Here is a 25505-nt window from a genome sequence, read left to right on the forward strand (position 1 = left end):
GCTCGTGTTACCACGTTCGGGTTCGCGAACCCGGAATCGCGCAGAGGAGGGGCCGGGATGTCGATCATGCCGCTGAACGACTCGATGTGGTTGCTCGCCGAGGGGCGCGAGCATCCGATCCATGTCGGCGGGCTCGAACTGTTCCGGCTGCCCCCGGGCGCCGGACCCGGCCACGTGGGCGATGTGCACCGCGAGCTGATCAACACCGGCGACGTCGCCAGGATGTTCCGGCGTACCCCGCGTGCCCCGGTCAACAGCCTCGGCCAGTTCGCCTGGGTCGAGGACGGTGATCTCGATCTGGAGTACCACGTCCGGCTCTCCGCGCTGCCCAAACCGGGCCGGGTGCGCGAGCTGCTCGAGCTGGTGTCCCGGCTGCACGGAACGCTGCTCGACCGGCATCGCCCGCTGTGGGAGATGCACCTGATCGAAGGGCTCGAGGACAACCGGTTCGCGGTGTACACCAAGGTGCACCACTCACTGCTCGACGGGGTTTCGGCGCTTCGGCTGCTGCAGCGTTCGCTGACCTCGGACCCACACGCGGACACCGCGACCGCGCCCTTCCAGGCCCGCCCCCGCCCGGCCGGAGAACCCGAGCGCACGACGGTGAGCACGCTGACCGAGCTGCCGCAGCGGCTGAGCGGCCAGGCGAACGAGGTCGTCAAGGCGGTCGGCGATCTGGCCCGGTTCGGCCCCGCACTGGCCGGCAAGATCCGGCGCGGGCTGCGCGAACCCGCCGAGATGCTGCCGTACCAGGCACCGCGCAGCATCCTGAACGTGCCGATCACCGGGGCACGCCGGTTCGCCGCCCAGGATTGGCCGCTGCACCGGTTGAACGCGGTGCGCAAGGCGACCGGGAGCACGATCAACGACGTGGTGCTCGCGATGTGCTCCGGGGCGCTGCGGCACTATCTGCTCGATCTGGACGCGCTGCCGGAGTCGCCGCTGGTCGCCGCTGTCCCGGTCTCGATCCGGCGCGACGATTCCGCGCAGGGCAACGCGATCGGCGGCACACTGTGCGAACTGGCCACCGACGCGACCGATCCGGCGACCCGGCTGGAGCGGATCGCCACCTCGATGGCCAGCGGCAAAGAGGCCTTCTCCGGCCGCAGCCCGCTCGAGGTGCTGCTGCTCTCGGCTTTCGCAATCGGCGGGCTGGCGCTGCAGCCGATTCCCGGGGTCCCGGAGCTGACCAGGCCGCCGTTCAATCTGATCATCTCGAACGTGCCGGGTCCGCGGCGCCCGCTCTACTACAACGGTGCCGAGCTCGAGGGCCTGTACCCGGTCTCCATCCCCTATGACGGCCAGGCGCTGAACATCACCTGCGTCAGCTACGCCGATCGGCTCTCGTTCGGTCTCACCGGATGCCGGCGCAGCGTCCCGCACCTGCAGCGGCTGCTCGGGCACCTGGAGACGGCGCTGGTCGAACTGGAGAAGGCGACCGCCACCGTTTAGCTCGCCGTGCGGGCTGCCTCGATCTAACCGCCGCCGTGCGCCGCGCTCGCCGCGATGGCGGCCCTGATCGAGGCGATCGCCTTGCGCAGGCTCGGTGCCGCCTCGCCGAGACTGTCCCCGAGCTCGCGGATCACTCGCTTGTGCTCGCGGCGCTCCGCGCGGGAGAACACACTGCTCAGCTCGCCGGCCGCGGACAGCACCGCCAGCGCCGCCTCACGCTGTGGCACCGAGGCGGGATCCAGCTGGTTGAGCACCGGGCGCCGGGCGGTCTCGCGCAGCGTGCTGACCTCGGAATCCCTGGTGACGGTGACCTCGTGCCGGGGGAAGAGGCCGAGCACGCGTGCCGGAGTCACGGTGATCGTTCCCTCGGCGGCCAGCTGGGACCGGACGGTGGCCTCGGCCGCGCGGGTGCGCCGCCGCACGAGGGACCGCCAGGACCGGGGCCGCTGGGCGGGGCTGTCCGCGAGCACCTCGGCGAGGAACTGGTCGGCGGGCGGCTTCCCGGGATCCGCGATCGCCTTTCCGTCCGCGTCGGTCAGATAGCCCTCGATGGTCAGCTCGGCCAGTGCCGCGGCACGCATGAGGTGCCCGCGGAACTGGCTGTTGCTCAGCTTTCCCTTGTCCACGTTGTAGCTGAGTAGGTAGAGCTGCTGCGGCAACGTCCTGCTCATGTCTGATTCCTCCCTGTCGTCGGGCCACGGCACATGATTCGGTACCGGGTACCACGGCGCAACCGCGCGCAGCAGTCCCGCGGTTGCGCTCTCGGCGAGCGCCCGGCCCGTGGGTGCGGTCGTCATGCTGAACGAGTTGACCGCATCGGGGCCCTCGGACGTGAGCCGCATTGGTGGTCGGCGGATGCGACTTTCGTTGTCATTCCGTGCGACCGGAGCATGGTTTCGGGTGGTGACGGCCGGGGAAGCGGGTAGCGTCAGCGGCGTGTGCGATGGAGTCGGTCTGCGGTACATGCGGAACAGGTTCAGTCTGGCCGCGGTGCTGGCGGCGATCCTCGCGGTGCACGTCTGGCCGGTGCTGATGGTGTGCATGGTCGGCGCGGAGTTCTTCGGCGCGGTCGGGGTGCCCTGGAGTCCGGAGCACGGCTACGGCCCGGCGATCGCGGTCATGGTGCTGCAGCTGGCCGTCAGCGTGCTGATCTTCCTGCCCAACCTGCCCCGCGAATGGCTGATGCTCGCGCTGCTGGGTGTGGCGTTGCTCGGGCTCGGCTGCTCGCTGCTGTTCCCCTCCTGGGTGCCGCCGATGACCAACGGCACCAATGTCTGGATCAACATCGCCTGTTCGCACATCGGCTGGACGCTGGCCTACTTCGGCTGGCGCGGCCGGTTCGGGTACCTGATCATCCCGATGCTGGTGCTGCTGAACGTGCTCGCGATCCGGGTGTGGGCGCTGGACTGGTCCTCGCTGGCCACCGGGGTGCTGATGGCGACGGCCCCGACCCTGCTCGGGTTGTTCCTCGGTTACCGGGTGCGCACCGTGCACGCGCTGCGGGAGCGGGCCGAGCGCGCGGACCGGGAGCGCCAGCTGCTCGCCGAGCAGGCCCGCGCGGACGAGCGGGTGAAGCTCGCGGGGGAGATGCACGACGTGGTCACCCATCGGCTGAGCCTGATGGTGTTGCAGGCGGGCGCGCTCGGGGTGACCGCGGGGGATGAACAGACCCGCGCCGCTGCGGAGGAGCTGCGCGCCGCGGGCTGCGAGGCGCTGGAGGAACTGCGCGATCTGATCGGGGTGCTGCGCTCGCCTGCCGAGGAACGGGACCGGGTCACGGAGGACGGCGTCCGGCCGCCCTCGCTCACCGATCTCGTGGAGGGCTCCCGGGCGGTCGGCCTGGATGTGTCCCTCACGGAGAACGGCAGCCGCGCGCACGTCTCTCCGGTGGTCGGCAGGACCGCGTACCGGATCGTGCAGGAAGGGCTGACGAACGTGCACAAGCACGCGCCCGGTGCGCGCACCGAGGTGACGGTGGACTACGAACGGGAACGGCTGCGCCTGCGGGTGCGCAATGCTGCGCCGTCCGCGGTGGCGCACAATCCATTGCCCGGGACCGGTTCCGGATCCGGGCTGCGCGGGCTGCGCAGGCGGGTCGAGCTGGTGCACGGCCGGCTCGATGCGGTGCCCGACAACGAGGGCGGCTTCCTGCTCGAGGCGGTGCTTCCGGCCTATGTGCCGACCGAGAAGGCGAAGGAGCTGGTATGACGATCGGTGTCGTCGTCGTGGACGACGAGCCCATGGTGTGCGCGCACTTGCGCACCATCCTCGGCAGTTCGGCGGACATCGAGGTGCTCGGCACCGCGCAGGACGGCGCCGAGGCGGTCGAGGTCGTGGTGCGCACCGAGCCGCGGGTGGTGCTCATGGACCTGCGGATGCCCGGCGTGGACGGGCTCACCGCGATCGAGCGGATCACCGCGCTCGCCGCGCCGCCCGCGGTGGTCGCGCTCACCACGTTCGACGCCGACTCCTACGTGCTGCGTGCCCTCAAGGCCGGGGCTGCGGGATTTCTGGTGAAATCCACCCCTCCGGAGGATCTGCTCAACCTTGTGCGAGTGGCCGCGGACGGGCACACCGTGCTCTCCCCGTCGGCGGCCGCACGCCTTGTGGGCAACTCCAGCGGCGAGTACGAGGCGCGCAACCGCGCCCGGGACCAGCTCGGCGCGCTCTCCGAACGGGAGCTCGAAGTGCTCACCTGCCTCGGCGAGGGGATGTCCAACGCGCAGATCGCCGGGCGGCTGTACCTCTCCGAGGCCACCGTGAAGGGGTACATCTCGCGGATGCTCGTCAAGATCGACTGCGCGAACCGCACCCAGGCGGGGTTGCTCGCACACCAGGCGGGTTTGGTAGGTTAGGTTAACCTAACCGAGTCCGAGCCTGCTGGAGGTGATCGATGACCACCCCGGTCGATGTGCGCGCGCCCGATATGCCGTTCGTGTTGTTCGATGTCGAGGTCGCCGAGATCGAGGAGGTGACGCCGCATCTCCGTCGTGTCGCGTTCACCGCGCCCGATCTGGACCAGATGACCTGTGCGGGCCGGGACCAGCGGGTCAAGCTGTTCTTCCCGCTGCCCGGTCAGGACCGTCCGGTGGTGCCGGTCGGACGGGAATGGTTCCACGACTACCGGGCGATCCCGGCCGAACATCGCCCGCCGATCCGCACCTACACCATCCGGCGGTTCGATCGGTCCCTGCGGACGGCCTGGATCGAGTTCGTGCTGCACGAGACCGGTGATCAGCCGTGCGGGCCCGCGGCCTCCTGGATCGAGTCGGCGCGGCCGGGCGACCGGGCCGCGCTGCTGGCTCCGAACGCGCGCTGCGCGCAGATCGGCGGCTGGGAATACGCCCCTCCCCGGGAAACGGACTACTCGCTGCTCATCGGGGACGAGACGGCACTTCCCGCGATCGCGGCCATTCTCGAAGGCCTGGACCCGGATGTCGTCGCGCACGTGGTACTCGAAGTCGGCACGCGGGCCGATGTGCCACCGCTGCACAGTGTCGCGAAGGTAGAGATCGACGTCGTGACCAGGTCCGGCGCCACGCCCGGCGATCCCGGGGTGCTGCTCGAAGCGGTACGGCGGGCCGAACTGCGCCCCGGAAGGCCGTACGTGTGGCTCGCAGGGGAGTCGTCGATGGTTCGCGGGATCCGCAGGCACCTCGTCGGTGAGCGCGGGATCCCGAAGGCGGATATCTATTTCTCCGGATATTGGAAGCTCGGCAGCGCTATCGAATAGCGCACCGATTCACAGGTCGTGGGGGAGAAAAACGTTCGGGCGGGAATTCGATCATCGAATTCCCGCCCGAACGTCGTTTTGTTTCAGTTGGTGCCGGTGTGCTTGGCGATCAGCTCGCCGAGCTTGGGGACCGCGACCGTGACGTGCTTTTTGCCCTGCGGGCGCAGCATGCCGTAGGCCTTCTTGATGGTGCCCCGGTTGCTGCGCTCGGCACGGTCGTCGGTGAGACCGAGCAGCGCCTCGGAGATCTCGTCCTGCCTCGACTCGAAGTAGCTGGAAAGCCCCGCACCGTTGCCCGCGGACCTGTAGTCGGCGTAGAACGGCTGCAGCCGGCTGGTCAGCTCCGGGAGCAGGTCCTTGACGGCCTCGTCGATCATGTTCGGCTTGAGCTTCTGCACCATTTTGTAGGCGCTTTTCACGGTGAGTCCCGTGGCTCCCGATTTCGAGGCCACTTCGTCGTCCACGAGTTGGCGGCAATCTGAAACAAACTCGGGGTACTGCGGCGAATCGACCAGTTGCGTACGAAGATCCTCTGGCACCGAGTCTATTCCTTTCGTGTGCTTGTTCGCGTGCTCTATTGAGCGTTGGGTGACCATAGCGGGTCGGCGCCCGATCGTGTCCTCGGGGGATACTCAAGCTCGCCTGGGTAGCATCTCCTACTGTGTCGGGTACCCTTGCCGCCGAGGACTTCCACTGCGCCCCGTGCGCGCTCTCCTACGCCGAACTCGGCGTCCCGGAGGCCGTGCGGATCATCGGGGAAATGCCGGCGAACGCGCGGACCGCGCTCGAGGCGACGCCCGCGCCGGTGCTGCGCAGCCGTCCGGAACCCGGGATCTGGTCCGCCCTCGAATACGCCTGCCACCTGCGGGATGTCTACGTCACGTCCACGATCCGGCTCTACCGCACCAGGACCGAGGACCGGCCGGTGCTGGAACCCATGCTCAACGATCTGCGCGCGGCGCGATTCCACTACGCCGAGACGATTCCCGAGGCGGTGCTCGGCGAACTCGAATCAGCTGTCGACGGCTGCCTCGCCGAGGTCGAACGGGTGCGGGACTGGGACCGGACGGCGAGCCGGCTTCCCGGCGAGGTGCGCGGGACGCGTTGGCTCGTCCGCCAGGCCGCGCACGAGGGAGTCCATCACGTGCGCGATATCCGCGAGGTCAGTCGCTCAGGTCCCGAACCGTCTCGACCAGCTTGACCTTCTCCGCCGTGGTGCCCGCCAGGGGCGTCAGGTGGATTGTGGTCGCCCCGGCCTCGGCGAAGGCCGCGAGGCGCTCCTTGACGAAGGAACGGGGGCCGATCAGCGAGATGTTCCTGGCCAGCTCGTCCGGAACCGCGGCAGCGGCGGCCTCCTTGTTCCCGCCGAGGTAGAGGTCCTGGATCTGCTCGGCTTCCTTCGCGTAGCCGTAGCGGCAGGCGAGGTCGTTGTAGAAGTTCTTGCCCTTGGCGCCCATTCCGCCGATGTAGAGGGCCAGCGCCGGTTTCACCGCCTCGAGCAGGTGATCGACGTCGTCCCCGATGGCCAGCGTCGCGCTCGCGTGCACGGCGAGCTCGCCGAGCTCGGGACCGCGCTTCTGCTTGCCCTTGCTCAGGGACTCGCCCCACACCTCGTTCGCTCGCTCCGGCAGGAAGAAGATCGGCTGCCAGGCCTCGGCGATCTCGGCGGTCAGTTCCACGTTCTTCGGGCCGATCGCGGCGATCAGCACCGGGATCCGCTCCCGTACCGGATGGTTGATCAGCTTGAGCGGCTTGCCGAGCCCGGTTCCCTGCTCCGCGGGAAGCGGGATCTGGTAGTACTTGCCGTCGTAGGTGAGCCGTTCGCGGCGCCACACCTTGCGGCAGATCTCGACCAGTTCGCGGGTACGGCCGAGCGGCGCGTTGTACGGCACGCCGTGGAATCCCTCGATCACCTGCGGGCCGGAGGCGCCGAGGCCGAGGACGAACCGGCCGCCGCTGACGAAGTCCAGCCCGGCCGCGGTCATCGCGGTCAGCGAAGGGGTGCGGGTATAGATCTGGAAGATCCCGGAGGCGAGTTCCATCCGGGTGGTCCGGGCCGCGAGATAGCCGAGCTGGCTGACCGCGTCGAAGGAATAGGCTTCCGGTACGAACGCGATGTCGAGCCCCGCCTGTTCGAGGGCGGTCATCTCCTCGACCGCTTCGGAGAACCCACCGCTGTAGCTCATTGCCATGCCGAAGCGCATCGGATCACCCTTACTGCTCTACATACGTTCCAGTCGGTTTGTTCGTCACGCTAACCCACCATGCTTGCCTTGGAAACATCGCGCCGCTCACCACGGACGGGCGGAGATTGCCGACCTGCTCCCGGGGCGGCAGGCTTCCGTAAGCGGGCGTGATGCAGGTCACCGAGAATCGTCGGAGCGGTTTCCGGTGCACCTGTCGATCCGGATCGGGCCCGTTCGACGCCTTGGTATCCGGGCCCCGGCCACTGGGGACGGGCCACAACGAAAGGTAGGGCGAGATGCGATTCCTGATGTTCGTGCACGCCGATGAGCACAGCGAGGCCGGAGAGCTCCCGTCGGAGCAGGACGTCGCGCGGATGGGTGCGTTCAACGAGGACCTGGCCAAGGCCGGTGCGCTGCTCGCGGCCGAGGGGCTGTATCCGAGTTCGCGGGGCAAGCGCGTGGTGTTCGATGGTGACGGGAAGCCGACGGTGATCGACGGACCGTTCGCGGAGACCAAGGAACTCATCGCGGGCTTCTGGTTGCTCCAGTTCAAGGACTGGGAGGAAGCGCTCGAATGGGCGAGGCGCTGCCCCGGGGAGGGTGGTGTCGTGGAGCTACGGCAGATCTTCGAGGCCGAGGACTTCGAGACGAACTACTCAGCGGCGATCCGCGCACAGGAAGAACGGTTGCGCGCGGCCGTCGTCGAACAGAACCAGGGGCGATGACCGGGCAACCGGCACCGGAGAGGACTGCGATGCGCTTCATGGTGATCCGCAAGGCGGACGAGGAGACCGAGACCGGGGTGCAGCCCGAGCAGGAGCTGTACGAGGCGATGGAGGAGTTCAACCGCAAGACCCCGGAGGGTGTGCGATTCCTCGGCGGGGACGGGCTGCATCCGAGCACGCAGGGTGCCCGGGTGGAGTTCGACGGCGGGAAACCGAGGGTGGTGGACGGACCGTTCGCGGAGACCAAGGAACTCATCGCCGGCTACAGCCTGATCGAAGCGCCTTCGCTCGCCGAGGCCATCGAATGGGTCAAGGGCTGGCCGGAACTGGACGCACACGGTGCGGCGCGGCTGGAGATCCGGCGGATCTACGAGTTCGAGGAGCTCGGCCTCACCGCGCTGGAGGGCTGAAGTTGCCGCACGGTCCGCTGTGCTGCTGAGATGGCCGCATGAACGAATCCGAAGCGCCGGGCCCGAACGCGCGCACGCGCGTTCGGGCCCGGATCGACGCCGTGTGGCGTGTCGAGTCGGCCCGGCTGATCGCCGGGCTGGCCCGGATGGTGCACGACGTCGGTCTCGCCGAGGAGCTGGCCCAGGACGCACTGGTCGCGGCGCTCGAACAGTGGCCGGAATCGAGGGTCCCGGACAATCCGGGGGCCTGGCTGATGACGACCGGAAAACGGCGGGCCATCGACCGGTTCCGCCGGGACGAGCGGTTCGCCGCGAAGCTCGGTGACCTCGGACGCGATCTGGAACAAGAGCCCGGCGAGCCGGACGACACGCTCGATGTGCACTTCGGGGACGATCTGCTCGGGCTGATGTTCACCGCGTGCCATCCGGTGCTCGCCCCGCAGGCCAGGGTCGCCCTGGTGTTGCGCATGCTGGGTGGCCTGAGCACGAAGGAGATCGCCCGCGCCTACCTGGCGTCCGAGTCGACGATGGCACAGCGGATCGTCCGCGCCAAGCGAACCCTGACCAAGGAGCGGGTGCGGTTCACGGTGCCGGACCGGGAGCAGCTGCGCGAGCGGCTCGACTCGGTCCTCGAAGTGGTGTACCTGATCTTCAACGAGGGGTATTCGGCGACCGCGGGCGACGACTGGATGCGCCCCGCGCTGTGCGAGGAGGCGCAGCGGCTCGGCCGGATGCTGGCCACCCTGCTCCCCGGAGAGCCGGAGGTCCACGGACTGATCGCGCTGCTGGAGTTGCAGGGTTCCCGGGCGGGTGCGCGGCTCGGACCGCAGGGTGAGCCGGTCCTGCTGCTCGATCAGGACCGCGGGCGATGGGACCGGTTGCTGATCGGCCGCGGCCTCGAAGCACTCGGCCGGGCGGTGGAACTGGCCGCGGAACCCGGCCCCTACACCCTGCAGGCCGCGATCGCCGCCTGTCATGCGCGGGCCGTCACCGCGGAGGAAACCGACTGGGCGCGCATCGCCGCCCTGTACGAGCAGCTGGCCCGGCGGACCGGTTCGCCGGTCGTGGAGCTCAACCGCGCGGTGGCGCTCGGTATGGCTTTCGGACCGGAGGCCGGCCTGCGGCTGGTGGACGAGCTGCGTTCGGATCCCGTGCTGCGGGACTACTACCTGCTCGCCAGCGTTCGGGGCGATCTGCTGGCGAAACTCGGCCGAGCGGCGGAGGCCCGTGCCGAATTCGCGCGTGCGGCAGAACTGACCGGCAACGCGGCCGAGCGGACGGTGATGCGGGAGCGGGCGGCGAGCACGGTCTGACACGGGGCATGGAAACGCTCATCCGGGGGAATCCTGCTCGGCAGGCGGGGACGGGTCGGCCGCCGGGGCATACGTGTCCCGCGCGCCAGGCCTGGAAAGCGAACCGCCGGTCTCCTCACCGGTGAACTCGATGAGGCCGGGTTCCAGGAGATCGACGGCATCGCTGTCCCAGAGATCCACATCGACGATCCGCCATCGCCCGGTCGTCAGCGGCATCCCGGCCATTTCCCCCGCTCCTATCGCACGCCGCGCGGCCGGAACTGGATGCTGATCCGGGGGCCGACAGCGCGAGCCGTCTTGGGGATGGCGTGTTCCCAGGTCCGCTGGCAGGACCCGCCCATGACGACGAGATCGCCGTGCCCGAGCGAGCGGCGGACCGGCGAACCCGCTCCGGGATCGCGTGGCCGCAGCAGCAGGGTGCGCGGGGCGCCGACGGACAGGATCGCGACCATGGTGTCCTCCCGCGCACCGCGCCCGATGGTGTCGCCGTGCCAGGCCACACTGTCCGCCCCGTCGCGGTAGTAACACAGTCCCGCCGTGCAGAACGGTTCGCGGAGCTCGTCGAGATAGTGCGCGGTCAGCAGGGCGCGCGCATCGCGGAGGCAGGGATCCGGCATCTCGTCGTGCTCTTCGTAGAAGCTGAGCAGCCGGGGAACCGATACCACCCGGTCGTACATGACCCGGCGCTCGGCGTGCCACGGCACATCCGAGGCGAGGCGGTCGAACACCTCGTCCGCTCCGCTGAGCCAGCCGGGAAGCAGGTCGATCCACGCCCCGTCGCCCAGTTCGGTGCGCCGCGCCTGCTCCAGTGGCCGCAGGCCGACCGCTTCCTCCGTACCGAACAAGGAACCTTGCAACATCGCCGTCATAAGGCCAGTGTACACGAATTATTCGAACACAGGTTCGAACGATGCTTCACTCGATCGAACGGGCTCAGCCCTTGGCTTGCTTGGCCGCCGCCTTCGCGGCCTTCTTGTAGGCCCGCACCTCACCGAGCGAATCGGCGTCCACGACATCGGCGATCGAGTAGCGCGCGCCCTGTTCGCCGTAACCGCCCGCCGCCTCGCGCCAGCCCGAGGCCCGCAGCCCGAACTGCTTGCCGAGCAGGGCGAGGAAGATGCGCGCCTTCTGCTCACCGAAGCCGGGCAGCGCCTTGAGCCGGGTGAGCACTTCCTTGCCGTTCGGCTCGCCCCGGGTCCAGATGGCTTCGGCGTCGCCGTCGTAGTTCTCGACGATCGCCTGGCACATCGCCTGGATGCGCTTGGCCATGGAGCCGGGGAACCGGTGCACGGCGGGCGGGGTGGCGCAGATGCCGGCGAACTCGTCCGGGTCCATGGCGGCTATCCGGCCGGTGTCGAGGGTGCCGAGCCGGTCGAGCAGCTTCTTCGGCCCGGCGAATGCGGTCTCCATCGGCACCTGCTGGTCCAGCAGCATGCCGGTGAGCAGGGCGAGCGGATCGGTGGCGAGCAGGGCGTCGGCCGCCGGCTCACCGACGAGGTACACGGTGCGCGTCATGCGCCCATGATCGCACGTATCGGGTGCGGTGCCCGGGTCAAACCCGGCCGTAGGCGTGCTGGATCCGCAGCCGGAGCACCAACCGGCGATCGGCGACCATCGCGGCGCGATAGTCCGCCCAGTCCGGGTGTTCGCCGAGAATGTCGCGGTAGACCCGGACGAGCTCCTCGACGGTCGCGTCCTCCGGGCTTTCGGAGACGGGACTGAGCTCCGCCGTCACGTCGAGCGCCGCGTAGGACCAGCCGTCCTCGCTGGCCACGTGGAAACCGGCGCGCGGATCGCGGCGCAGATTGGCCACCTTCGCGAGGCTGGTGATCGTGGAGACGCGCAGCAGGCGCTCCTCGGGATAGAAGGCGTAGTTGACGGTGGACAGCTGTGGGGTTCCGGCGCGCCGGAGAGTCGCCAGCACTCCCTGGTCCCGGTGGGCCACGAGGGCGAGGTAATCGGCTTCGCTGGGCATATCCGCAAACCTAACCCTCGTGGGAACCATTCGCCATCGGCGGAGAACGATCTTGCGACTCGTTCCACCCCGCCCGATAATGGCCGCTGCCGCCGAATCCCGTGGGGAGTGGTCGCATGACCCGACGTGTCACTCGCCGGTCGTTACTGGTCGCCGGAGCCGTCACGGCGGGATCGGCGGCGTTGCACGATCGGAAGGAGGCGTTGGCCGCGGAGCGCGCGGAATGGAACGGTGCCCCGGCCGTTTTCCAGCTGAACCAGGAGCCCGCGCGGGCGCGTCCGGTCCCGTTCCCGGACTGCCGGATCTCGCGATGGTCGGCACGCTGTACACGGTGCCACCGGGATTCGAGGGCTTCTCCTGGTACAGGCGGGGTCCGTAGGAGAACTACTGGGACCGGCACACCGCGGCGTTTCTCGGCAGCTATCGCAGCACCGTGGACGAGCAGTTCACCCCGTACGTACGCCCGCAGCAGACGGGGAACGTGACCGGGGTGCGGTGGGCCCGGCTGACCGATGGACACGGCACCGGGATCGAGGTGCGTGCCGAACCGGAAGGAGAACCCTTGGAGATCAGCGCGCTGCACTACACCCCGTTCGATCTGGACGGCCCGCGGCATCCGCACGAGCTGCGCAGGAGGGCCGAGGTCACGATCGGGGTGAATCACCGGCAGATGGGCCTGGGCGGCAACGATTCCTGGGGCGCACCACCGCTCGAGCGATACCTGCTGCACGCCGATCGCGAGTACGGCTACGCGTACCGGCTGCGGGCGGTACGGGGAACCCGATGATCCCGGCCGCCCCACGCTACGGATCGGGTGCGCTGGCCGATCTCGCCGGTTCGCTGCTGGCCCGGCTCGGCCTGCCCGATGCCGCGGATGTGCTCGGACTCCCGGAGACGGAGAAGGCCTGCCTGCTGCTCGTGGACGGGCTCGGCTGGGAACTGTTGCGCGAACACCGCGACAAGGCGCCGTTTCTGGCCTCGCTCGCGGCGGACCGCGGACCGCTCACGGCCGGGTTCCCGAGCACCACCGCGACGAGCATCTCCTCGATCGGCACCGGCCGGCCCTGCGGGGAACACGGCATCGTCGGCTACTCCTTCGCGGTCGGGGACGGCGCCGTACTGAACGCGCTCAACTGGTCCGAGGACGTGATTCCGGAACGGCTGCAACCACTGCCGAGCCTGTTCGAGCGCGCGGCGGAAGCGGGGATCGGTGCGCACGTGGTCAGCCCGGCGGAACTCGAGGGCAGCGGGCTCACCCACGCGGTGCTGCGCGGTGCCCGGTTCCACGGCACCTATGCGCTCGGGGATCTGGTCTCGGCGAGCCATGCGGCGCTGCGCGAACCGGGTCCCCAGTACTGCTACGCCTACCACGCCGATCTGGACAAGCTCGGGCATCTGTACGGGCCGGGCAGCGATCCGTGGTGCCACCAGCTGGTGCACGTCGACCGGCTCGCCGCCGCGCTCGCCGAGGGACTGCCCGCGGGTGGCTTGCTGGCGGTGACCGCGGACCACGGGATGATCGAAGCGGGGGATCGGGTGGACTACGACCACACACCCGAACTCGCCGACGGGGTACGGACCCTGGCCGGGGAACCGCGAATGCGGCACGTGTACCCGGAACAAGGCGCGGCCGGGCAGGTGTACGCGGCCTGGCGGGAACTGCTCGGTGACCGGGCCTGGGTGGTGCGCCGGGAGGAGGCGATCGAGGCGGGCTGGTTCGGCCCACGGGTCGCCGAGCACGTCCGCCCGCGGATCGGTGACGTGCTCGCCGCCGCACGCGGGGACACGATCGTCACTCGCTCGGAGACCGAATTGATGTCCCGGTTTCCCGGCCAGCACGGCTCGCTGACCTCCGCCGAACTGGATGTTCCGCTGCTGCTGGCGCGCGGCTGAGAGGCTCAGGACGTGGCGCGGGTCTTGCGTTCGAAGACGAGATCGCGCGCGGTGTGCAGTGCGGTGCTGATCGCGCCGGAGAGCACCGCCCGCTCACCGAGTTCCCCGGAGACGACCGGCGGGGCCAGCGGAGTAGTGCGGTGCAGCGCCCGTTGCAGCGGCTCGGCGAGCAATCCGGTGTTCGCCCCGATTCCGCCGCCGAGCACGATCAGCTCGGGATCGATCACCGCGGTCACCGAGGCCACGACGAACGCGAGCCGGGTCGCCTCCTCCTCGACGGCGGCACGAGCGCGGGGATCGCCTTCATGGGCGCGCGCGAACACCTCGCGGGCCGTGCTGACCCCCTGCACCCCGTTGTCCGTGGCGATGCGCACCACCGAATTGGCCGCGGCCGCCGCCTCGAACAGACCCTGGCGCGGTGGCACCTCGGCATCCCCGTCCACGGGTTCGAAGGGGAACGGCCAGCCGTAGGGCAGATAACCGACCTCACCGGCCGCGCCGTGCGCCCCGCGGAACAGCGAACCGCCCGCCACGATGCCCATGCCGATCCCGGTGCCGACGGTGATGAAGGCGAACACGTCCACGTTCCGGGCCGCACCCCGCCGGTGTTCACCGACCGCACACAGGTTCGCGTCGTTCTCCACGACAAGGCCCTCGCCGAGCACGGCCTCGAGCTCGTCCAGCAGTCCGGCGCGCCCCCAGCCGGGCAGGTTGTGCGCCTGGCGCAGGGTGCGGGAGGCGTGGTTGGGCACCCCGGGGCTGCCGACCACGGTGGCGAGTACTTGATCGCGCTCGATCCCGGCTTCGGCGACCGCCCGGTTCGCGTACTTCTCGATGGTGCGCACCAGTGAGCTCGCCGAGCGGGACCGGTTGCGTTCGTCGAGCGTGGCGACCACGGTCCCGTCCAGATCGGCCACGGCGAGCCGGAGCCGTTCCGCGCCGATGTCGATGCCGAGCACGTGCCCTGCGGAGGGATCGGCTTCGTACACCACGGCCGAGCGGCCGGGCCCGGACAGTTCCCGTCCCGCTTCGCGGACGAGCCCGCACTGTTCGAGATCGAGCAGTGCCTGGCCGACCGTCGGTTTGGATATCCCGGTCTCCTTGGCGATCCGCGGGCGGGTCGTGGCACCGGAACGGCGAAGCAGGTCGAGCACCGCGCGCTGATTCAGCTCGCGCAGGCTCGCCGGGGTTCCGGCCTGCGGGGGCTTGCTTGTTGTCACCGCGCTCCTCGGTTGCGTCACCACTGTCGCTGTTTCCCGGGGAGTTTACGCCGCCGCCCTTCCACTTGCCCCTGGCGTATGTTAAGAAACTTTCCAAAATAACGAGCAGAGGTGGTTCCAGTGGCGCAACCGCGGGAGGGTGGCTCCTCCGCAGGATTTGAGCGAAGGCTCGGTCTCGGCCAGGCGACCGCGATCAACATGACGCAGATGTGCGGTATCGGGCCGTTCATCACGATCCCGCTCATCGTGACCGCGATGGGCGGCCCGCAGGCGGTCATCGGCTGGGTGGTCGGCGCGCTGCTGGCCCTGCTCGACGGGCTGATCTGGGCCGAGCTCGGGGCCGCGATGCCGGGTGCCGGGGGAACCTATCTGTATCTGCGCGAGGCGTTCCAGTACCGCACCGGCCGGTTGATGCCCTTCCTGTTCGTCTGGACCGCGGTGCTCTCCATTCCGCTGATCATGTCCAGCGGAATAATCGGACTGGTGCAGTACCTGGGCTATCTGTGGCCCGCGGTCGTGGACTCGGCGGGTAATCCGAACGTGCTCGGGCACGTGATCGGGATCCTGCTCGTCGGCGCCATCGCGGTGCTGCTCTACCGCAAGGTGGGCGACGTCAGCCGGATCACCACGGTGTTCTTCTGCATCATGTTGTTCTCCATCCTCGCGGTGGTCATCGCGGCCTACACGCATTTCCACCCGGATCTCGCCTTCACCTTCCCGAAGGGCTCATTCAGCCTCGGCGGGCACTTCTGGATGGGGCTCGGTGCCGGACTGATGCTCGCGATCTACGACTACCTCGGCTACTACACGACCGCGTACATGGGCGCGGAGATCCGGAATCCCGGGCGAAATCTGCCCCGCTCCATCATCATCTCGGTCATCGGCATCATGCTGCTGTACCTGCTGCTGCAGATCGGCGTGCTGGGCGCGGTTCCCTGGCAGGAGATCGCGCACTCGAACTCGGCTGCGGCCCTCGTACTGGAACGCACCTGGGGATCCGTGGTGGCCAAGGTGCTCACCGTGTTCATCGTGATCACCGCGTTCGCCTCGGTGTTCGCCGGGCTGCTCGGTGGTTCCCGGGTGCCCTATGAGGCCGCGAAGGACCGGGTTTTCCTGCCGTGGTTCGGAAAACTGCATCCCCGGCTGCGGTTCCCGCACGTCGGCCTGCTGGTGCTCGGGGTGATCACGGCGCTCGGGTCGTTGCTCGATCTGTCCACCGTGATCTCGATGCTCAACGCGGTGATCGTGGTCGTGCAGGCGGTGGCCCAGGCCGTCGCGCTGATCGTGCTGCGGCGACGGCAACCGGAGCTGCGCAGGCCGTACAAGCAGTGGCTGTACCCGGTGCCCTGCGTGCTGGCCATTCTCGGTTGGATCTACGTGTACATCTCCTCGGGAACCCTGGCCATCGTCCTGTCGCTGATCTGGCTCGCCGTCGGGGTGAGCGCTTTCCTGATCTGGGCGCGCGTGGAGCGGACCTGGCCGTTCGGGCCGAAGGATATCCAGGAGCGGTTCCTCGGCCAGGATCCGGTGCAGGCCGGATAACTCGGCTAGGGTGCCGTCCGTGGAGCAGAATGAGGACGTCCTACCCCGGGTGCCATTGCCGACCGTCGGGGAGAGCTGCGCGCGGTTCCTCGAATGGTGCGCCCCGCTGCTCACCGCCGAGCAGCTGCGCGAGACCGAGACCGCCGTCGCCGAATTCCGTGACGCGCCCGAGGCGGCGAAGGCCCAGGCCCGGCTCGCGGAGTACGAACAGGGCGCGGGCGTGCAGAGCTGGCTGGACGAGTTCTGGGAATTCCGTTATCTGGGCAGGCGGGACCGGATCGCACTGAACGCGAACTTCTTTTTCCTGTTCGAGGAATCCGCACAGCGCCAGGTTCCGCGTGCGGCCACCCTGCTGCGCCGGGCGCTGCGGTACCGGCAGCGCATCCTGGACGGGAAACTCGAACCGGCAGGCAAGCGCGGACAGCCGGAGTCCATGGCGCAGTACGGATTTCTGTTCGGTACCACCCGGATTCCGGGTGCGGGACAGGACACCGCGCGCCCGCCGGAACCGGCACGGCACATCGTGGTGTTCGCCCGCGGGCATGCCTTCCGCGTGGATGTGCTCGACGAACAGGGCTTGCCGTATCCGGAGGCGGAACTCGCCGGGGTACTGGACACGGCGCTCGAGGCCGCGGCGGGCAGGGGAGCCGGGGTCGGCGCGCTGACCAGCGCGGCCCGCGCGGAATGGGCCGGGGACCGGCAGGCGCTGCGCGAGCTGGGCAACACCTCCGCGCTCGAGGCGGTGGAGACGGCCCTGCTCTGCCTGTGCCTGGAGGACGAGCAGCCTGGGGACACCCTCGCCACTTGCGCCCAGCTGCTGCACGGGGACCCGGGCAACCGGTGGTTCGACAAGGCGCTCTCGCTGATCGTGTTCCCGGACGGGACCGCCGGGGTCAACGTGGAGCACTGTCGGCTCGACGGCACCACGATGTTGCACCTGGTGGACGCGATACTCGGCCAGGACGAGGACGGCGCGGACCGGAACGGGACCGGGAAACCGGGCTGCGCGCCGATCTCGTTCACCCTCGACGAGGCCCTGCGGGACCGGATCGCCGCGACCGCGGCGGCGTTCACCGAGTATGCGGGACAGATGGCGACCGAACTGCTCGCGATCGAGGATTTCGGGACCGAGGACGCGAAGGCGCTCGGGGTCTCCCCCGACGCGTTCGTCCAGCTGGCCTATCAGCTGGCACACCGGCGCGCGAAGGGATTCCTCGGCGCCACCTACGAATCCATCGCCACCCGGCAGTACCGGAACGGGCGCACCGAGGCGATGCGGGTGATCACCCCGGAGCTGTACCGCTTCGTGGAACTGATGGAGGACGACGCGGCAGGCAGGGTGGAGCGGATCGCGGCCGCGCGCGATGCGGCGCGCGCCCATGTCGCCCGGGCCAAGGAATGCCAATCCGGTGCCGCGCCCGAACAACACCTGTGGGAACTGTCCAGGCGGGGCGCAGACGGACTCGCGCTCTACGACAGTTCCGGCTGGCGCGTCCTGCGCTCGGACTATCTGTCCACCAGTTCGGCGCCCTCCCAGCACATTCAGTACTTCGGCTTCGGTTCGACCAGCCCGCAGTGCATCGGCATCGCCTACGTGCTGCTGCCCTCGCGGTTCCACGTGCACCTGTGCACCCCGAAGGAGGTGCGCGAACCGATGCACGCCTTCGCCCGGGACCTGTCCGGGGCGATCGCCGAACTGCGCGGTCTGCTCGGCTGACTCAGTCGCGCAGCATCGTCGCCCCCGCGGTGGCCCGTGTATCGCGGGCCTGCCAGGAACCGGACTCGACCGCAGCGAGGAACCCGGCAAGCGCGGCGTTGAACGACTCGGGCTCTTCGAGGTTCGCGGTGTGCCCGGTGCGTTCGAGCACCCGCAGTCCCGCCGTGGGGATCGCGCGTTTGAGCAACAATGCCGGTTCGAGGCAGCCGTCGTCCTCGTCCCCGGTGAGCACCAGCGTCGGCAGCCGCAGCGCCGCGAACCGATCGGTGAGCTCGTAGAGAGAGGGACGCAGGCGTTGCACACCGAGCATCGTCAGCCGGGCGCCGAGCGGATCGTGTTCGGCGAGCCGGTCGTGGAATTCGGCCCAGCCCCGCGGGTCCTTGTTCTGGAACTGCACCCGGGACGGTCCGCGCGCATACCACTCGGCGACTGCGCGGGAACCTGTTTCCGCGTAGGCCTCGGCCACTTTCTCGCACTCGGCGGCGAATCCGGCGCGCTTCTCCGGAGCGGCTCCGTAGCCGACCCCGGCCACCACGAGCGAGGCGGCCCGTTCGGGATGGTCGAGGCCGAGGTGCAGCGTGCAGAACCCGCCCATGGACAGGCCCACGATGTGCGCGCGTTCGATGTCGAGCCCGTCCAGCACCGCGATGGCGTCGGCCACCGCGCGCTGCTGCGAGTAGGCCGAGGCATCGGCAGGCACCTCGGAGGGCGGATAGCCACGCGCCGCGTAGCGCACGCACCGGTACTGCCGGGAGAACCGCCGCAGTTGTGGTTCCCAGCTGCGGTGATCCCCGGCGAACTCGTGCACGAACAGGATCGGGAACCCGGTTCCGGTCTCCTCGACGAACAGCCGGACGCCGTCGTCCGTAGTGACGTAGGCCATGGCAAATGGTATACCATGTTTCATGCAGATCCAGAACGAAGTCCGGCTCGCGATCCCGCCCGAGCGGTTGTTCCCGCTGCTGTGCGAGGTGGAGCGGATCGCGCCTTGCCTTCCCGGGGCGAGCCTGGACGGGCGCGACGGCGAGGCCTACACCGGGACGGTGCGGATCAAGGTCGGCCCGATCGCCTCGCAGTACGCGGGGAAGGTGCGGTTCCTCGAACTGGACGAGGCCAACCGGCGCGCCGTGCTCTCCGCGCGCGGCACCGAACAGCACGGCGGGGGAAACGCGGAGGCGAAGGTGGTGGCCACGGTCGCCGCGGACGGCGAGGGGGCCAGCGTGCTGCACCTCGCCACGGACCTGGACATTCGCGGCAAGGTCGCGCAGTTCGGCAGGGGAGTGCTCGGTGATGTCTCGCAACGGCTGATCGAGCAGTTCGCCCGCAACCTCGGGGAACGGCTCGCCGGTGGCGGCCTGGACGACGCTCCGGTGAACACCCCGCGAGAACCGGCACCCGCCGCGGCACCGCCGGAAGCCGCCGCCGTGGACGGGCTCGGCCTGGTGCTCGCGCCGCTGCTGCGCCGCGCGGGCCCGGTGCTGGCCGGGGTGCTCGGCGGATTCCTCGCCGGACTGGTGCTGCGGCGGCGGGGTGGCCGGGAGATCACGGTGAAGCTGATTATTCCGAGGGACCCCGCTGGTCAAGGCGGGTAGGGAAGGCGCAGGATTAGGGGTATGAGTAAGGCGCCACGCGAGGACATCGACGAATCCGCCATCGAGGTCGGCCACCCCAAGGAATGGGCGGTGGGCATACCAGGGGTGATGGTCTCGCTCAAACGCGGAATGGAGCAGATGGGCCCGGTCCGCACCGTGCGCACGTTGCGCCTGCTGAACCAGACTCAGGGCTACGACTGCCCGGGTTGCGCCTGGCCGGATCCGCTCGGGCACCGCAAACCCGCCGAGTTCTGCGAGAACGGGGCGAAGGCGGTCGCCGAGGAAGCCACGAAACGGCGCGTGGAGCGGGACTTCTTCGCCACGCACAGCCTCGAGGAGCTGGACTCGAAGACCGACTACTGGCTCGGCCAGCAGGGCAGGCTCACCGAGCCGATGGTCCGCAGGGAGGGTACGAGCCACTACGAGCCGATCTCCTGGGAGGACGCTTTCGCGCTCGTGGCGGAGAAGCTGCAGGCCCTCGACTCGCCGGACCAGGCCGCCTTCTACACCTCCGGGCGCACCAGCAACGAGGCCGCCTTCCTCTACCAGCTCATGGTGCGCGCCTTCGGCACCAACAATCTGCCGGACTGCTCGAACATGTGCCACGAGTCCTCCGGCGCGGCGCTCTCCGAGACCATCGGCATCGGCAAGGGCTCGGTGACCCTGGAGGACATCGGCAAGGCCGACCTGATCGTGGTCGTCGGGCAGAACCCGGGAACCAACCATCCGCGGATGCTCTCCGCTCTCGAGGAGGCCAAGGAAGGCGGCGCGAAGATCATCGCGGTCAACCCGCTTCCCGAGGCCGGGCTGATGCGGTTCAAGAACCCGCAGCGCCCGCTGAAGGTCTTCGGCGAGGGCACTTCGCTGGCCGACGAGTTCTGCCAGATCCGGCTCGGCGGCGATCTGGCGCTGTTCGCCGCGATCGGACAGCTGCTGCTCGAAGCGGACGCGGTGGATCACGAGTTCGTCGAGCAGTACGGCCACGGATTCGCCGAGTACGCCGAGCACCTGCGCGGGCTGGACTGGGCCGCCGTGGAGCGCGCCACCGGACTGGAACTCGACCAGATCCGCCGGGTCGCCGATCTGTTCGCCAGGTCCGAGCGCACCATCGTGTGCTGGGCGATGGGCCTCACCCAGCACAAGCACGCGGTACCCACCATCCGCGAGGTCATGAACGTGCTGCTGATGCGCGGCATGATGGGAAAGCCGGGCGCGGGAGCCTGCCCGGTGCGCGGCCACTCGAACGTGCAAGGCGACCGCACCATGGGCGTGTGGGAGAAGATGCCGGACGCTTTCCTCGACGCGCTGGAGAAGCGGTTCGAGATGCCCATGCCGCGCGAGCACGGCTTCGACACGGTGGACGCGATCCGCGCCATGAACGCCGGGGATGTTCGGGTGTTCTTCGGGGTCGGCGGCAACTTCGTCGCCGCGACCCCGGACACCGAGGCCACCGAGAAAGGATTGCGGGACTGTGACCTCACGGTGCAGGTGTCCACGAAACTCAACCGTTCGCACGCGGTCGCCGGGCGCACGGCGCTGATCCTGCCGACCCTCGGGCGCACCGAGCGCGACCGGCAGGAGGGCGGGGACCAGTTCGTCACCGTCGAGGACTCGATGTCCATGGTGCACGCCTCGCGTGGGCGGCTGGCTCCGGCTTCCGAGCAGCTGCGCTCCGAGGTCGCGATCGTCTGCGGGGTGGCCCGCGCGCTGTTCGGTGCGCAGCACCCGATCCCGTGGCAGCGCTTCGAGCAGGACTACGACGCGATCCGGGACGCGATCGCCGCCGTGGTTCCCGGCTGCGCCGACTACAACCGGCGGGTCCGCACCAAGAACGGTTTCGTGCTCCCGCATCCGCCGCGCGACTCACGGGAATTCCCCACCGCTACGGGGAAAGCGAACTTCACGGTGAACGAGTTCGAGGCGCCGAGCGCCCCGAAGGGGCGGCTGCTGTTGCAGACCATGCGCAGCCACGACCAGTACAACACCACGATCTACGGGCTCTCCGACCGGTACCGCGGCATCGAGAACGGCAGGCGGGTCGTGTTCGTGAACGAGAAGGATCTCGCCGAACTCGGCCTCAGCAACGGCGAGATCGTCGACCTGGTCAGCGAGTGGGCCGATGGGGAGCGGCGTGCGGAGCGGTTCCGGATCGTCGACTATCCGACCACGGAGGGCTGCGCGGCCGCCTACTTCCCGGAGGCGAACCCGCTCGTTCCGCTGGAGTCCACCGCGGCCGCCTCGAACACGCCGACCTCGAAGTCGATCGTGGTGCGCCTGGAACCGCGCAACTGAGCGGGCCCGGTCAGGCCTCGCGCAGCCCGCGCAGTGTCCGGTCGAGCGCGGTCAGGCCGAACAGCACCAGCCCGGCACCGCAGAGCACGAGGCCGAGCACGCCGAGCCCGTCATCGCTGACCCCGGAGCCGAAGCACAAGGCGAGCACACTCGTCGAGGCGAGCGCACCGATGTACTGCGAGGTGCGGAACAACCCGCTCAGGGTGCCGATCCGGTCCAGCGGTGCCTGCGCGTAGAGCGCGGTCTGGTTGGCCACCGTGGCCAGTCCCTGACCGAGCCCGAAACAGAACCCGACCGCGACGAGCACCCCGAGCGCGGTGTCCGAGCTCAGGAACAGCAGCGCGAGGCTGCCCGCGAGCAGGGTGGCCGCGGTGAGCACCAGGCGGCCCCGCGCCTTGATGCCGAGGCGGTTGCCGAATGCGGACAGCAGCACGGTGGTCAGCGACATCGGCAGCAGGGCGACACCGATCGCGGAGTCGCCGAGCTGCCCGGTGTGCGCGAGCCATTGCGGATAGCCGTAGAGGAAGGCATAGATCGCCAGATAGGCCAGCGCCTGCCTGCCGTAGGTGCGCAGCAACGCGCCGTTCCCGCCGAGGGCGCGCAGGTCGAGGAACGGTTCCCGGGCGCGCAGCTGCCACCACACCAGCACTGCGGCCAACGCCACACCGGTGAGCAGCAAGGGCATCGAGGGCGTGGTGCCGAGCAGCAGCAGGGCGAGCAGGGTGGCCGAGAACAGGCCGATCCCGGCGAGGTCGATACCGCGCGCGGAACCGGCGCGCCGCAGCTGATCGGCGGGCAGCCAGAGCAGCGCCAGCACCAGCCCCGCCGAGGCCAGCGGGATGTTCACCGCGAAGGTCGCCTGCCAGCCGAGGGCACTGGTCAGGAACGCGCCGAGGGTGGGACCGGCGGCCATGGATGCCTGGGTGGATGTGGCGACCGCGGCGAGGACCCCACCGGGCACCGTTTCCAGGCCGAGCGCGTTCGTGCGCTGTTTGATGATCGCCATCGCGGCCGGGAACCCGCTCGCCGTGCCGAGGCCGAGCACCACGCGGACCACGAGCAACACCCACAGGCTCGGCGCGAACATCCCGGCGAGCCCGGCGAAGGCGACCAGGACCAGTCCGGTACAGAGCACCCGGCGCGGGCCGTAGCGGTCCACGAGACGGCCCATGACCGGCTGGGCGATAGCGGTGGCCAGGTAGAGCACGGTCACCAGCCAGACGGTGTGTGCCGGTGACGCGTCGAACTGCCGCCCGATCGGGGTGAGGGTCACCGCGATCATCGAGGAGTTGATGGCGTTGAGCAGGGTGCCGAGAACGAGCGGGGCGAGGAACCGGGGACCGAATGCGGTCCGGCCCGCGACCTGTTCCGGTGCCGCGGTCATGCGGTGCCGGCGAGGACGGGGGCGGCGGGCACGTAGATCGTGGCCTCCGCGAGCACCCGGGCCGAGCGGGACAGCCACACCCCGGTCAGCTCGCCGTCGGCGTCCAGCACCGGCATACCGGTGACCACGCCGGCCGGGGTGCCGATCCGCAGCGGTCCGTCCGGGGTGCCGGTGATCCGTTCCACGGTGCTTCCGGGGACGATCGCGGCGGCGAGCACCGCGACCACGGAGGTGAGCCCGATGGAGGGGTGCGGGGCGTGCATCGAGGCCATCCGCACCGCGATGTCGAATTCCCCGGCGCCGACCGGCTTTCCTTCGGTGGTGTGATAATCGGCAGGCGGCCCGACCACGCCGAGCTTGGGAACGGCATGGTCCACCGGCTCCTGCGGAGCACGCAGGCCCATGCGCACGGCTGCCTCGGCACGCAGCGGCAGCAGGTCGTGCAGCGCCTCGGCGAACCGGGGAAGCGGTTCGGTTCCGGCGAGCCCGAGCGCGCCCGCGTCGAGCAACGCGGCGGGGGCACCGGCGTCCACCAGGCTCAGCGGCACCGGATTCCCTTGCAGGTTCAGGAAATCCAGCGCGTTCCCGGTAGGTAGCAGGCGCCCGGTGGCCGGGCCGACCGGGTGACGGAACTCCAGGTCCACGCCGACTCCGTGGCCGGTCACGCCGGGGACCACCGCCCCGCCGTGCCTGGGTACGACGCCGCCGGGGGTGCGCACCACCGCGTCGATGCGCGCGCCGGTGTTGCCGTTCCACATCCGCACGCGGGTGTCGTCCCCGTGCGGTGCCACGAATCCGTTGTGCACCGCGTAGAGCCCGACCGCCGTGGCACAGTTGCCGCAGTTGCTTCCCCATTCCACGCGCCGGTCACCGATGCCGACCTGACCGAAGGTGTACTGCACATCCACGTCCCCGGCGTCCGCGGAACCGACCACCGCGGCCTTCGAGGTCGTGGAGGTTCCCGCGCCGACCCCGTCGAGTTGTTCGGCGTCCGCGGAGCCGAACGCGGCAGGCCAGACCCGTTCCAGGGCTTCGCGTTCCGGGCTCACCTCGGTCGCATCGAACAGCCAGCACTTGCTCGTTCCGCCGCGGACGAGGGTGCCCCGGATCGGTTCTACCTGACCGTGCGTAGTAGCCATACCCATTCCCTGCGAGAATAAGGAAATCGCCGTTGAATTCCGGATGTGCGATTCCGAAAAGCTCCATCTTCGAGCTGAAAGCTTTCCTCGGTCAATCCTAAGCAGGTTGTGGATGTGCCTGTAAAGACCGCTCACCCGCAGGCGGTATATGCGTTACCGCACCTTCTTGGGCGTTTTCGGGTTGTTTACGCGGACTTTCCTTGCTTGCCGGGCGTTGTCTGGTACTCGATGCCTCGTGAATCGAGATATCACGCCTGCCGTTCGGTGACGGCGTGCTGTTCTGCGGTATTTACGTTCAGGCTGAAAATATCCGGCCGGGCATAATGGCCGACCGCGTCGAAGTCGTATTTTCCTTCGGTGATCCTGCCGAGATCGAGTTCGGCGTGCAGCACGGTCTGGCCCTCGGTCGCCGGTCCGGCGAGAATTTCCCCGAGCGGGTCGACGATGACCGAGGCGCCACGGCAGAGCACCTCGTCCGGATCACTCGTCTCGAGCGGGTAGTCGGCCGGGAAATCGCTGCGCCGGGCGAACTGGTTGGCGGCCAGCACGAAACAGCGGCCCTCGCAGGCGATGTGGCGCATGCTGGCAACCCAGCTGTCCCGGGGATCGGCGGTGGGCGCGCAGTAGAGTTGGACGCCTTTGGCGTACATGTGCATCCGCATCGCGGGCATGTAGATATGCCAGCAGATGACGACAGACTGCCTACGCTGTAACAAACCGGCTGACCAGGCGATACAGAGTTGACGATTGGGGTCACCATGAAAACCAAGACACGAAGACGGACAAGCACCGAGCGGGTAGCCGAGTTTTATGGGCTTACCCCCGTCCGCACCGAGGAGCTAGCTCGGCACATCGAGCGCCACTGGCGTATAGCCGGTCGAGAGATCGACCGGGATAACACGCTAGCCCCAGGGTACCTCGCGGGAGTGTGC

25 protein-coding genes and 1 pseudogene are annotated in these 25505 nt (G+C 69.2%); 14 read left to right on the forward strand and 12 right to left on the reverse strand.

Features of this window, described 5'->3' with window-relative positions:
- Window positions 1–57 precede the first annotated feature (57 nt).
- On the forward strand, window positions 58–1452 hold the full coding sequence (locus tag A37U_RS0116670) for a WS/DGAT/MGAT family O-acyltransferase (RefSeq protein WP_020497793.1): 1395 nt from the start codon (window positions 58–60) through the stop codon (window positions 1450–1452).
- Between the two features lie 23 nt (window positions 1453–1475).
- Here the strand turns inward: A37U_RS0116670 and A37U_RS51595 are convergent, their stop codons facing one another.
- Window positions 1476–2249: a GOLPH3/VPS74 family protein gene (locus A37U_RS51595; RefSeq protein WP_169526887.1), complete on the reverse strand. Its 774-nt coding sequence runs from the start codon at window positions 2247–2249 to the stop codon at window positions 1476–1478.
- Window positions 2250–2415: 166 nt separating this feature from the next.
- On the opposite strand from A37U_RS51595, the gene A37U_RS44050 reads away from it, so the two are divergent.
- Genes A37U_RS44050 through A37U_RS44055 form a run of 3 tightly spaced genes read left to right on the forward strand, consistent with a single transcriptional unit; the run spans window position 2416 to window position 5185 of the window.
- Window positions 2416–3660 carry a sensor histidine kinase gene (locus A37U_RS44050; protein WP_020497795.1) on the forward strand — a complete coding sequence of 415 codons (1245 nt, stop codon included), beginning with the start codon at window positions 2416–2418 and terminating at the stop codon, window positions 3658–3660.
- Window positions 3657–4307, forward strand: coding sequence for a response regulator transcription factor (locus A37U_RS0116685; RefSeq protein ID WP_020497796.1), 651 nt, complete (start codon window positions 3657–3659; stop codon window positions 4305–4307). The genes A37U_RS44050 and A37U_RS0116685 overlap by 4 nt, the downstream gene beginning before the upstream one ends.
- A gap of 38 nt (window positions 4308–4345) precedes the next feature.
- Window positions 4346–5185 (forward strand): siderophore-interacting protein, encoded by an 840-nt coding sequence (locus A37U_RS44055; protein WP_020497797.1) that lies wholly within the window; start codon window positions 4346–4348, stop codon window positions 5183–5185.
- 83 nt (window positions 5186–5268) lie between these two features.
- Here the strand turns inward: A37U_RS44055 and A37U_RS0116695 are convergent, their stop codons facing one another.
- Window positions 5269–5724, reverse strand: coding sequence for a DUF6918 family protein (locus tag A37U_RS0116695; protein WP_026197289.1), 456 nt, complete (start codon window positions 5722–5724; stop codon window positions 5269–5271).
- A gap of 122 nt (window positions 5725–5846) precedes the next feature.
- On the opposite strand from A37U_RS0116695, the gene A37U_RS44060 reads away from it, so the two are divergent.
- Window positions 5847–6386 (forward strand): DinB family protein, encoded by a 540-nt coding sequence (locus tag A37U_RS44060; RefSeq protein ID WP_020497799.1) that lies wholly within the window; start codon window positions 5847–5849, stop codon window positions 6384–6386.
- Here the strand turns inward: A37U_RS44060 and A37U_RS0116705 are convergent.
- Window positions 6349–7389 carry an LLM class F420-dependent oxidoreductase gene (locus A37U_RS0116705; protein ID WP_020497800.1) on the reverse strand — a complete coding sequence of 347 codons (1041 nt, stop codon included), beginning with the start codon at window positions 7387–7389 and terminating at the stop codon, window positions 6349–6351. The two genes, A37U_RS44060 and A37U_RS0116705, sit on opposite strands and share 38 nt — an antisense overlap.
- A gap of 278 nt (window positions 7390–7667) precedes the next feature.
- On the opposite strand from A37U_RS0116705, the gene A37U_RS0116710 reads away from it, so the two are divergent.
- From A37U_RS0116710 to A37U_RS0116720, 3 genes are read left to right on the forward strand one after another with little or no spacing between them, the layout of a single operon-like run.
- Window positions 7668–8096 (forward strand): YciI family protein, encoded by a 429-nt coding sequence (locus tag A37U_RS0116710; RefSeq protein ID WP_020497801.1) that lies wholly within the window; start codon window positions 7668–7670, stop codon window positions 8094–8096.
- A 29-nt stretch (window positions 8097–8125) separates the two neighbouring features.
- Window positions 8126–8506, forward strand: a complete 381-nt coding sequence (locus tag A37U_RS44065) for a YciI family protein (protein WP_157182873.1) — start codon at window positions 8126–8128, stop codon at window positions 8504–8506.
- Between the two features lie 38 nt (window positions 8507–8544).
- On the forward strand, window positions 8545–9819 hold the full coding sequence (locus tag A37U_RS0116720) for an RNA polymerase sigma factor (protein ID WP_020497803.1): 1275 nt from the start codon (window positions 8545–8547) through the stop codon (window positions 9817–9819).
- An 18-nt stretch (window positions 9820–9837) separates the two neighbouring features.
- Here A37U_RS0116720 and A37U_RS44070 read toward each other — a convergent pair whose 3' ends face one another.
- The 4 genes from A37U_RS44070 to A37U_RS0116740 form a co-directional block, all read right to left on the reverse strand.
- A complete protein-coding gene (locus tag A37U_RS44070) occupies window positions 9838–10044 on the reverse strand; it encodes a hypothetical protein (RefSeq protein WP_020497804.1) in 207 nt (68 codons plus the stop codon).
- Between the two features lie 11 nt (window positions 10045–10055).
- A complete protein-coding gene (locus A37U_RS0116730; RefSeq protein ID WP_020497805.1) occupies window positions 10056–10688 on the reverse strand; it encodes an alpha-ketoglutarate-dependent dioxygenase AlkB in 633 nt (210 codons plus the stop codon).
- A 64-nt stretch (window positions 10689–10752) separates the two neighbouring features.
- A complete protein-coding gene (locus A37U_RS0116735; protein WP_020497806.1) occupies window positions 10753–11334 on the reverse strand; it encodes an HhH-GPD-type base excision DNA repair protein in 582 nt (193 codons plus the stop codon).
- A gap of 37 nt (window positions 11335–11371) precedes the next feature.
- Entirely contained in the window at window positions 11372–11794 is a 423-nt protein-coding gene (locus A37U_RS0116740) for a PPOX class F420-dependent oxidoreductase (RefSeq protein WP_020497807.1), read from the reverse strand.
- Window positions 11795–12185: 391 nt separating this feature from the next.
- Here A37U_RS0116740 and A37U_RS52945 point away from each other — a divergent pair.
- Together A37U_RS52945 and A37U_RS0116750 are read left to right on the forward strand one after the other, a co-directional pair.
- Window positions 12186–12581 (forward strand): annotated as a pseudogene (locus A37U_RS52945) (beta-galactosidase small subunit-related protein); the annotation flags it as partial.
- On the forward strand, window positions 12578–13687 hold the full coding sequence (locus A37U_RS0116750; RefSeq protein WP_020497809.1) for an alkaline phosphatase family protein: 1110 nt from the start codon (window positions 12578–12580) through the stop codon (window positions 13685–13687). The pseudogene A37U_RS52945 and the gene A37U_RS0116750, both read left to right, overlap by 4 nt.
- 5 nt (window positions 13688–13692) lie before the next feature.
- On the opposite strand, the gene A37U_RS0116755 is transcribed toward A37U_RS0116750, so the two are convergent.
- Window positions 13693–14907 carry an ROK family transcriptional regulator gene (locus A37U_RS0116755; protein ID WP_020497810.1) on the reverse strand — a complete coding sequence of 405 codons (1215 nt, stop codon included), beginning with the start codon at window positions 14905–14907 and terminating at the stop codon, window positions 13693–13695.
- A 120-nt stretch (window positions 14908–15027) separates the two neighbouring features.
- Here A37U_RS0116755 and A37U_RS0116760 point away from each other — a divergent pair, with 120 nt between their 5' ends.
- A complete protein-coding gene (locus A37U_RS0116760) occupies window positions 15028–16449 on the forward strand; it encodes an APC family permease (protein WP_020497811.1) in 1422 nt (473 codons plus the stop codon).
- 19 nt (window positions 16450–16468) lie between these two features.
- Window positions 16469–18166 carry a choline/carnitine O-acyltransferase gene (locus tag A37U_RS0116765; protein WP_240437599.1) on the forward strand — a complete coding sequence of 566 codons (1698 nt, stop codon included), beginning with the start codon at window positions 16469–16471 and terminating at the stop codon, window positions 18164–18166.
- 1 nt (window position 18167) lies between these two features.
- On the opposite strand, the gene A37U_RS0116770 is transcribed toward A37U_RS0116765, so the two are convergent.
- A complete protein-coding gene (locus tag A37U_RS0116770) occupies window positions 18168–19049 on the reverse strand; it encodes an alpha/beta fold hydrolase (protein ID WP_020497813.1) in 882 nt (293 codons plus the stop codon).
- A 22-nt stretch (window positions 19050–19071) separates the two neighbouring features.
- Here A37U_RS0116770 and A37U_RS0116775 point away from each other — a divergent pair, with 22 nt between their 5' ends.
- Together A37U_RS0116775 and A37U_RS0116780 are read left to right on the forward strand one after the other, a co-directional pair.
- Entirely contained in the window at window positions 19072–19758 is a 687-nt protein-coding gene (locus A37U_RS0116775) for an SRPBCC family protein (protein ID WP_020497814.1), read from the forward strand.
- A gap of 21 nt (window positions 19759–19779) precedes the next feature.
- Window positions 19780–22050 carry an FdhF/YdeP family oxidoreductase gene (locus A37U_RS0116780; RefSeq protein ID WP_020497815.1) on the forward strand — a complete coding sequence of 757 codons (2271 nt, stop codon included), beginning with the start codon at window positions 19780–19782 and terminating at the stop codon, window positions 22048–22050.
- A 10-nt stretch (window positions 22051–22060) separates the two neighbouring features.
- On the opposite strand, the gene A37U_RS0116785 is transcribed toward A37U_RS0116780, so the two are convergent.
- From A37U_RS0116785 to A37U_RS0116795, 3 genes are all read right to left on the reverse strand, one after another.
- Complete coding sequence (locus A37U_RS0116785; RefSeq protein ID WP_020497816.1) at window positions 22061–23434, reverse strand: MFS transporter; 1374 nt, start codon at window positions 23432–23434, stop codon at window positions 22061–22063.
- Window positions 23431–24573 carry a PrpF domain-containing protein gene (locus A37U_RS0116790; RefSeq protein ID WP_020497817.1) on the reverse strand — a complete coding sequence of 381 codons (1143 nt, stop codon included), beginning with the start codon at window positions 24571–24573 and terminating at the stop codon, window positions 23431–23433. The genes A37U_RS0116785 and A37U_RS0116790 overlap by 4 nt, the downstream gene beginning before the upstream one ends.
- 248 nt (window positions 24574–24821) lie before the next feature.
- Window positions 24822–25289 carry a nitrilase-related carbon-nitrogen hydrolase gene (locus A37U_RS0116795; RefSeq protein WP_276141437.1) on the reverse strand — a complete coding sequence of 156 codons (468 nt, stop codon included), beginning with the start codon at window positions 25287–25289 and terminating at the stop codon, window positions 24822–24824.
- Window positions 25290–25505 lie beyond the last annotated feature (216 nt).

Origin of the sequence: Sciscionella marina DSM 45152 (assembly GCF_000379465.1) — a bacterium.
GTDB classification, from domain to species: Bacteria; Actinomycetota; Actinomycetes; order Mycobacteriales; family Pseudonocardiaceae; genus Sciscionella; species Sciscionella marina.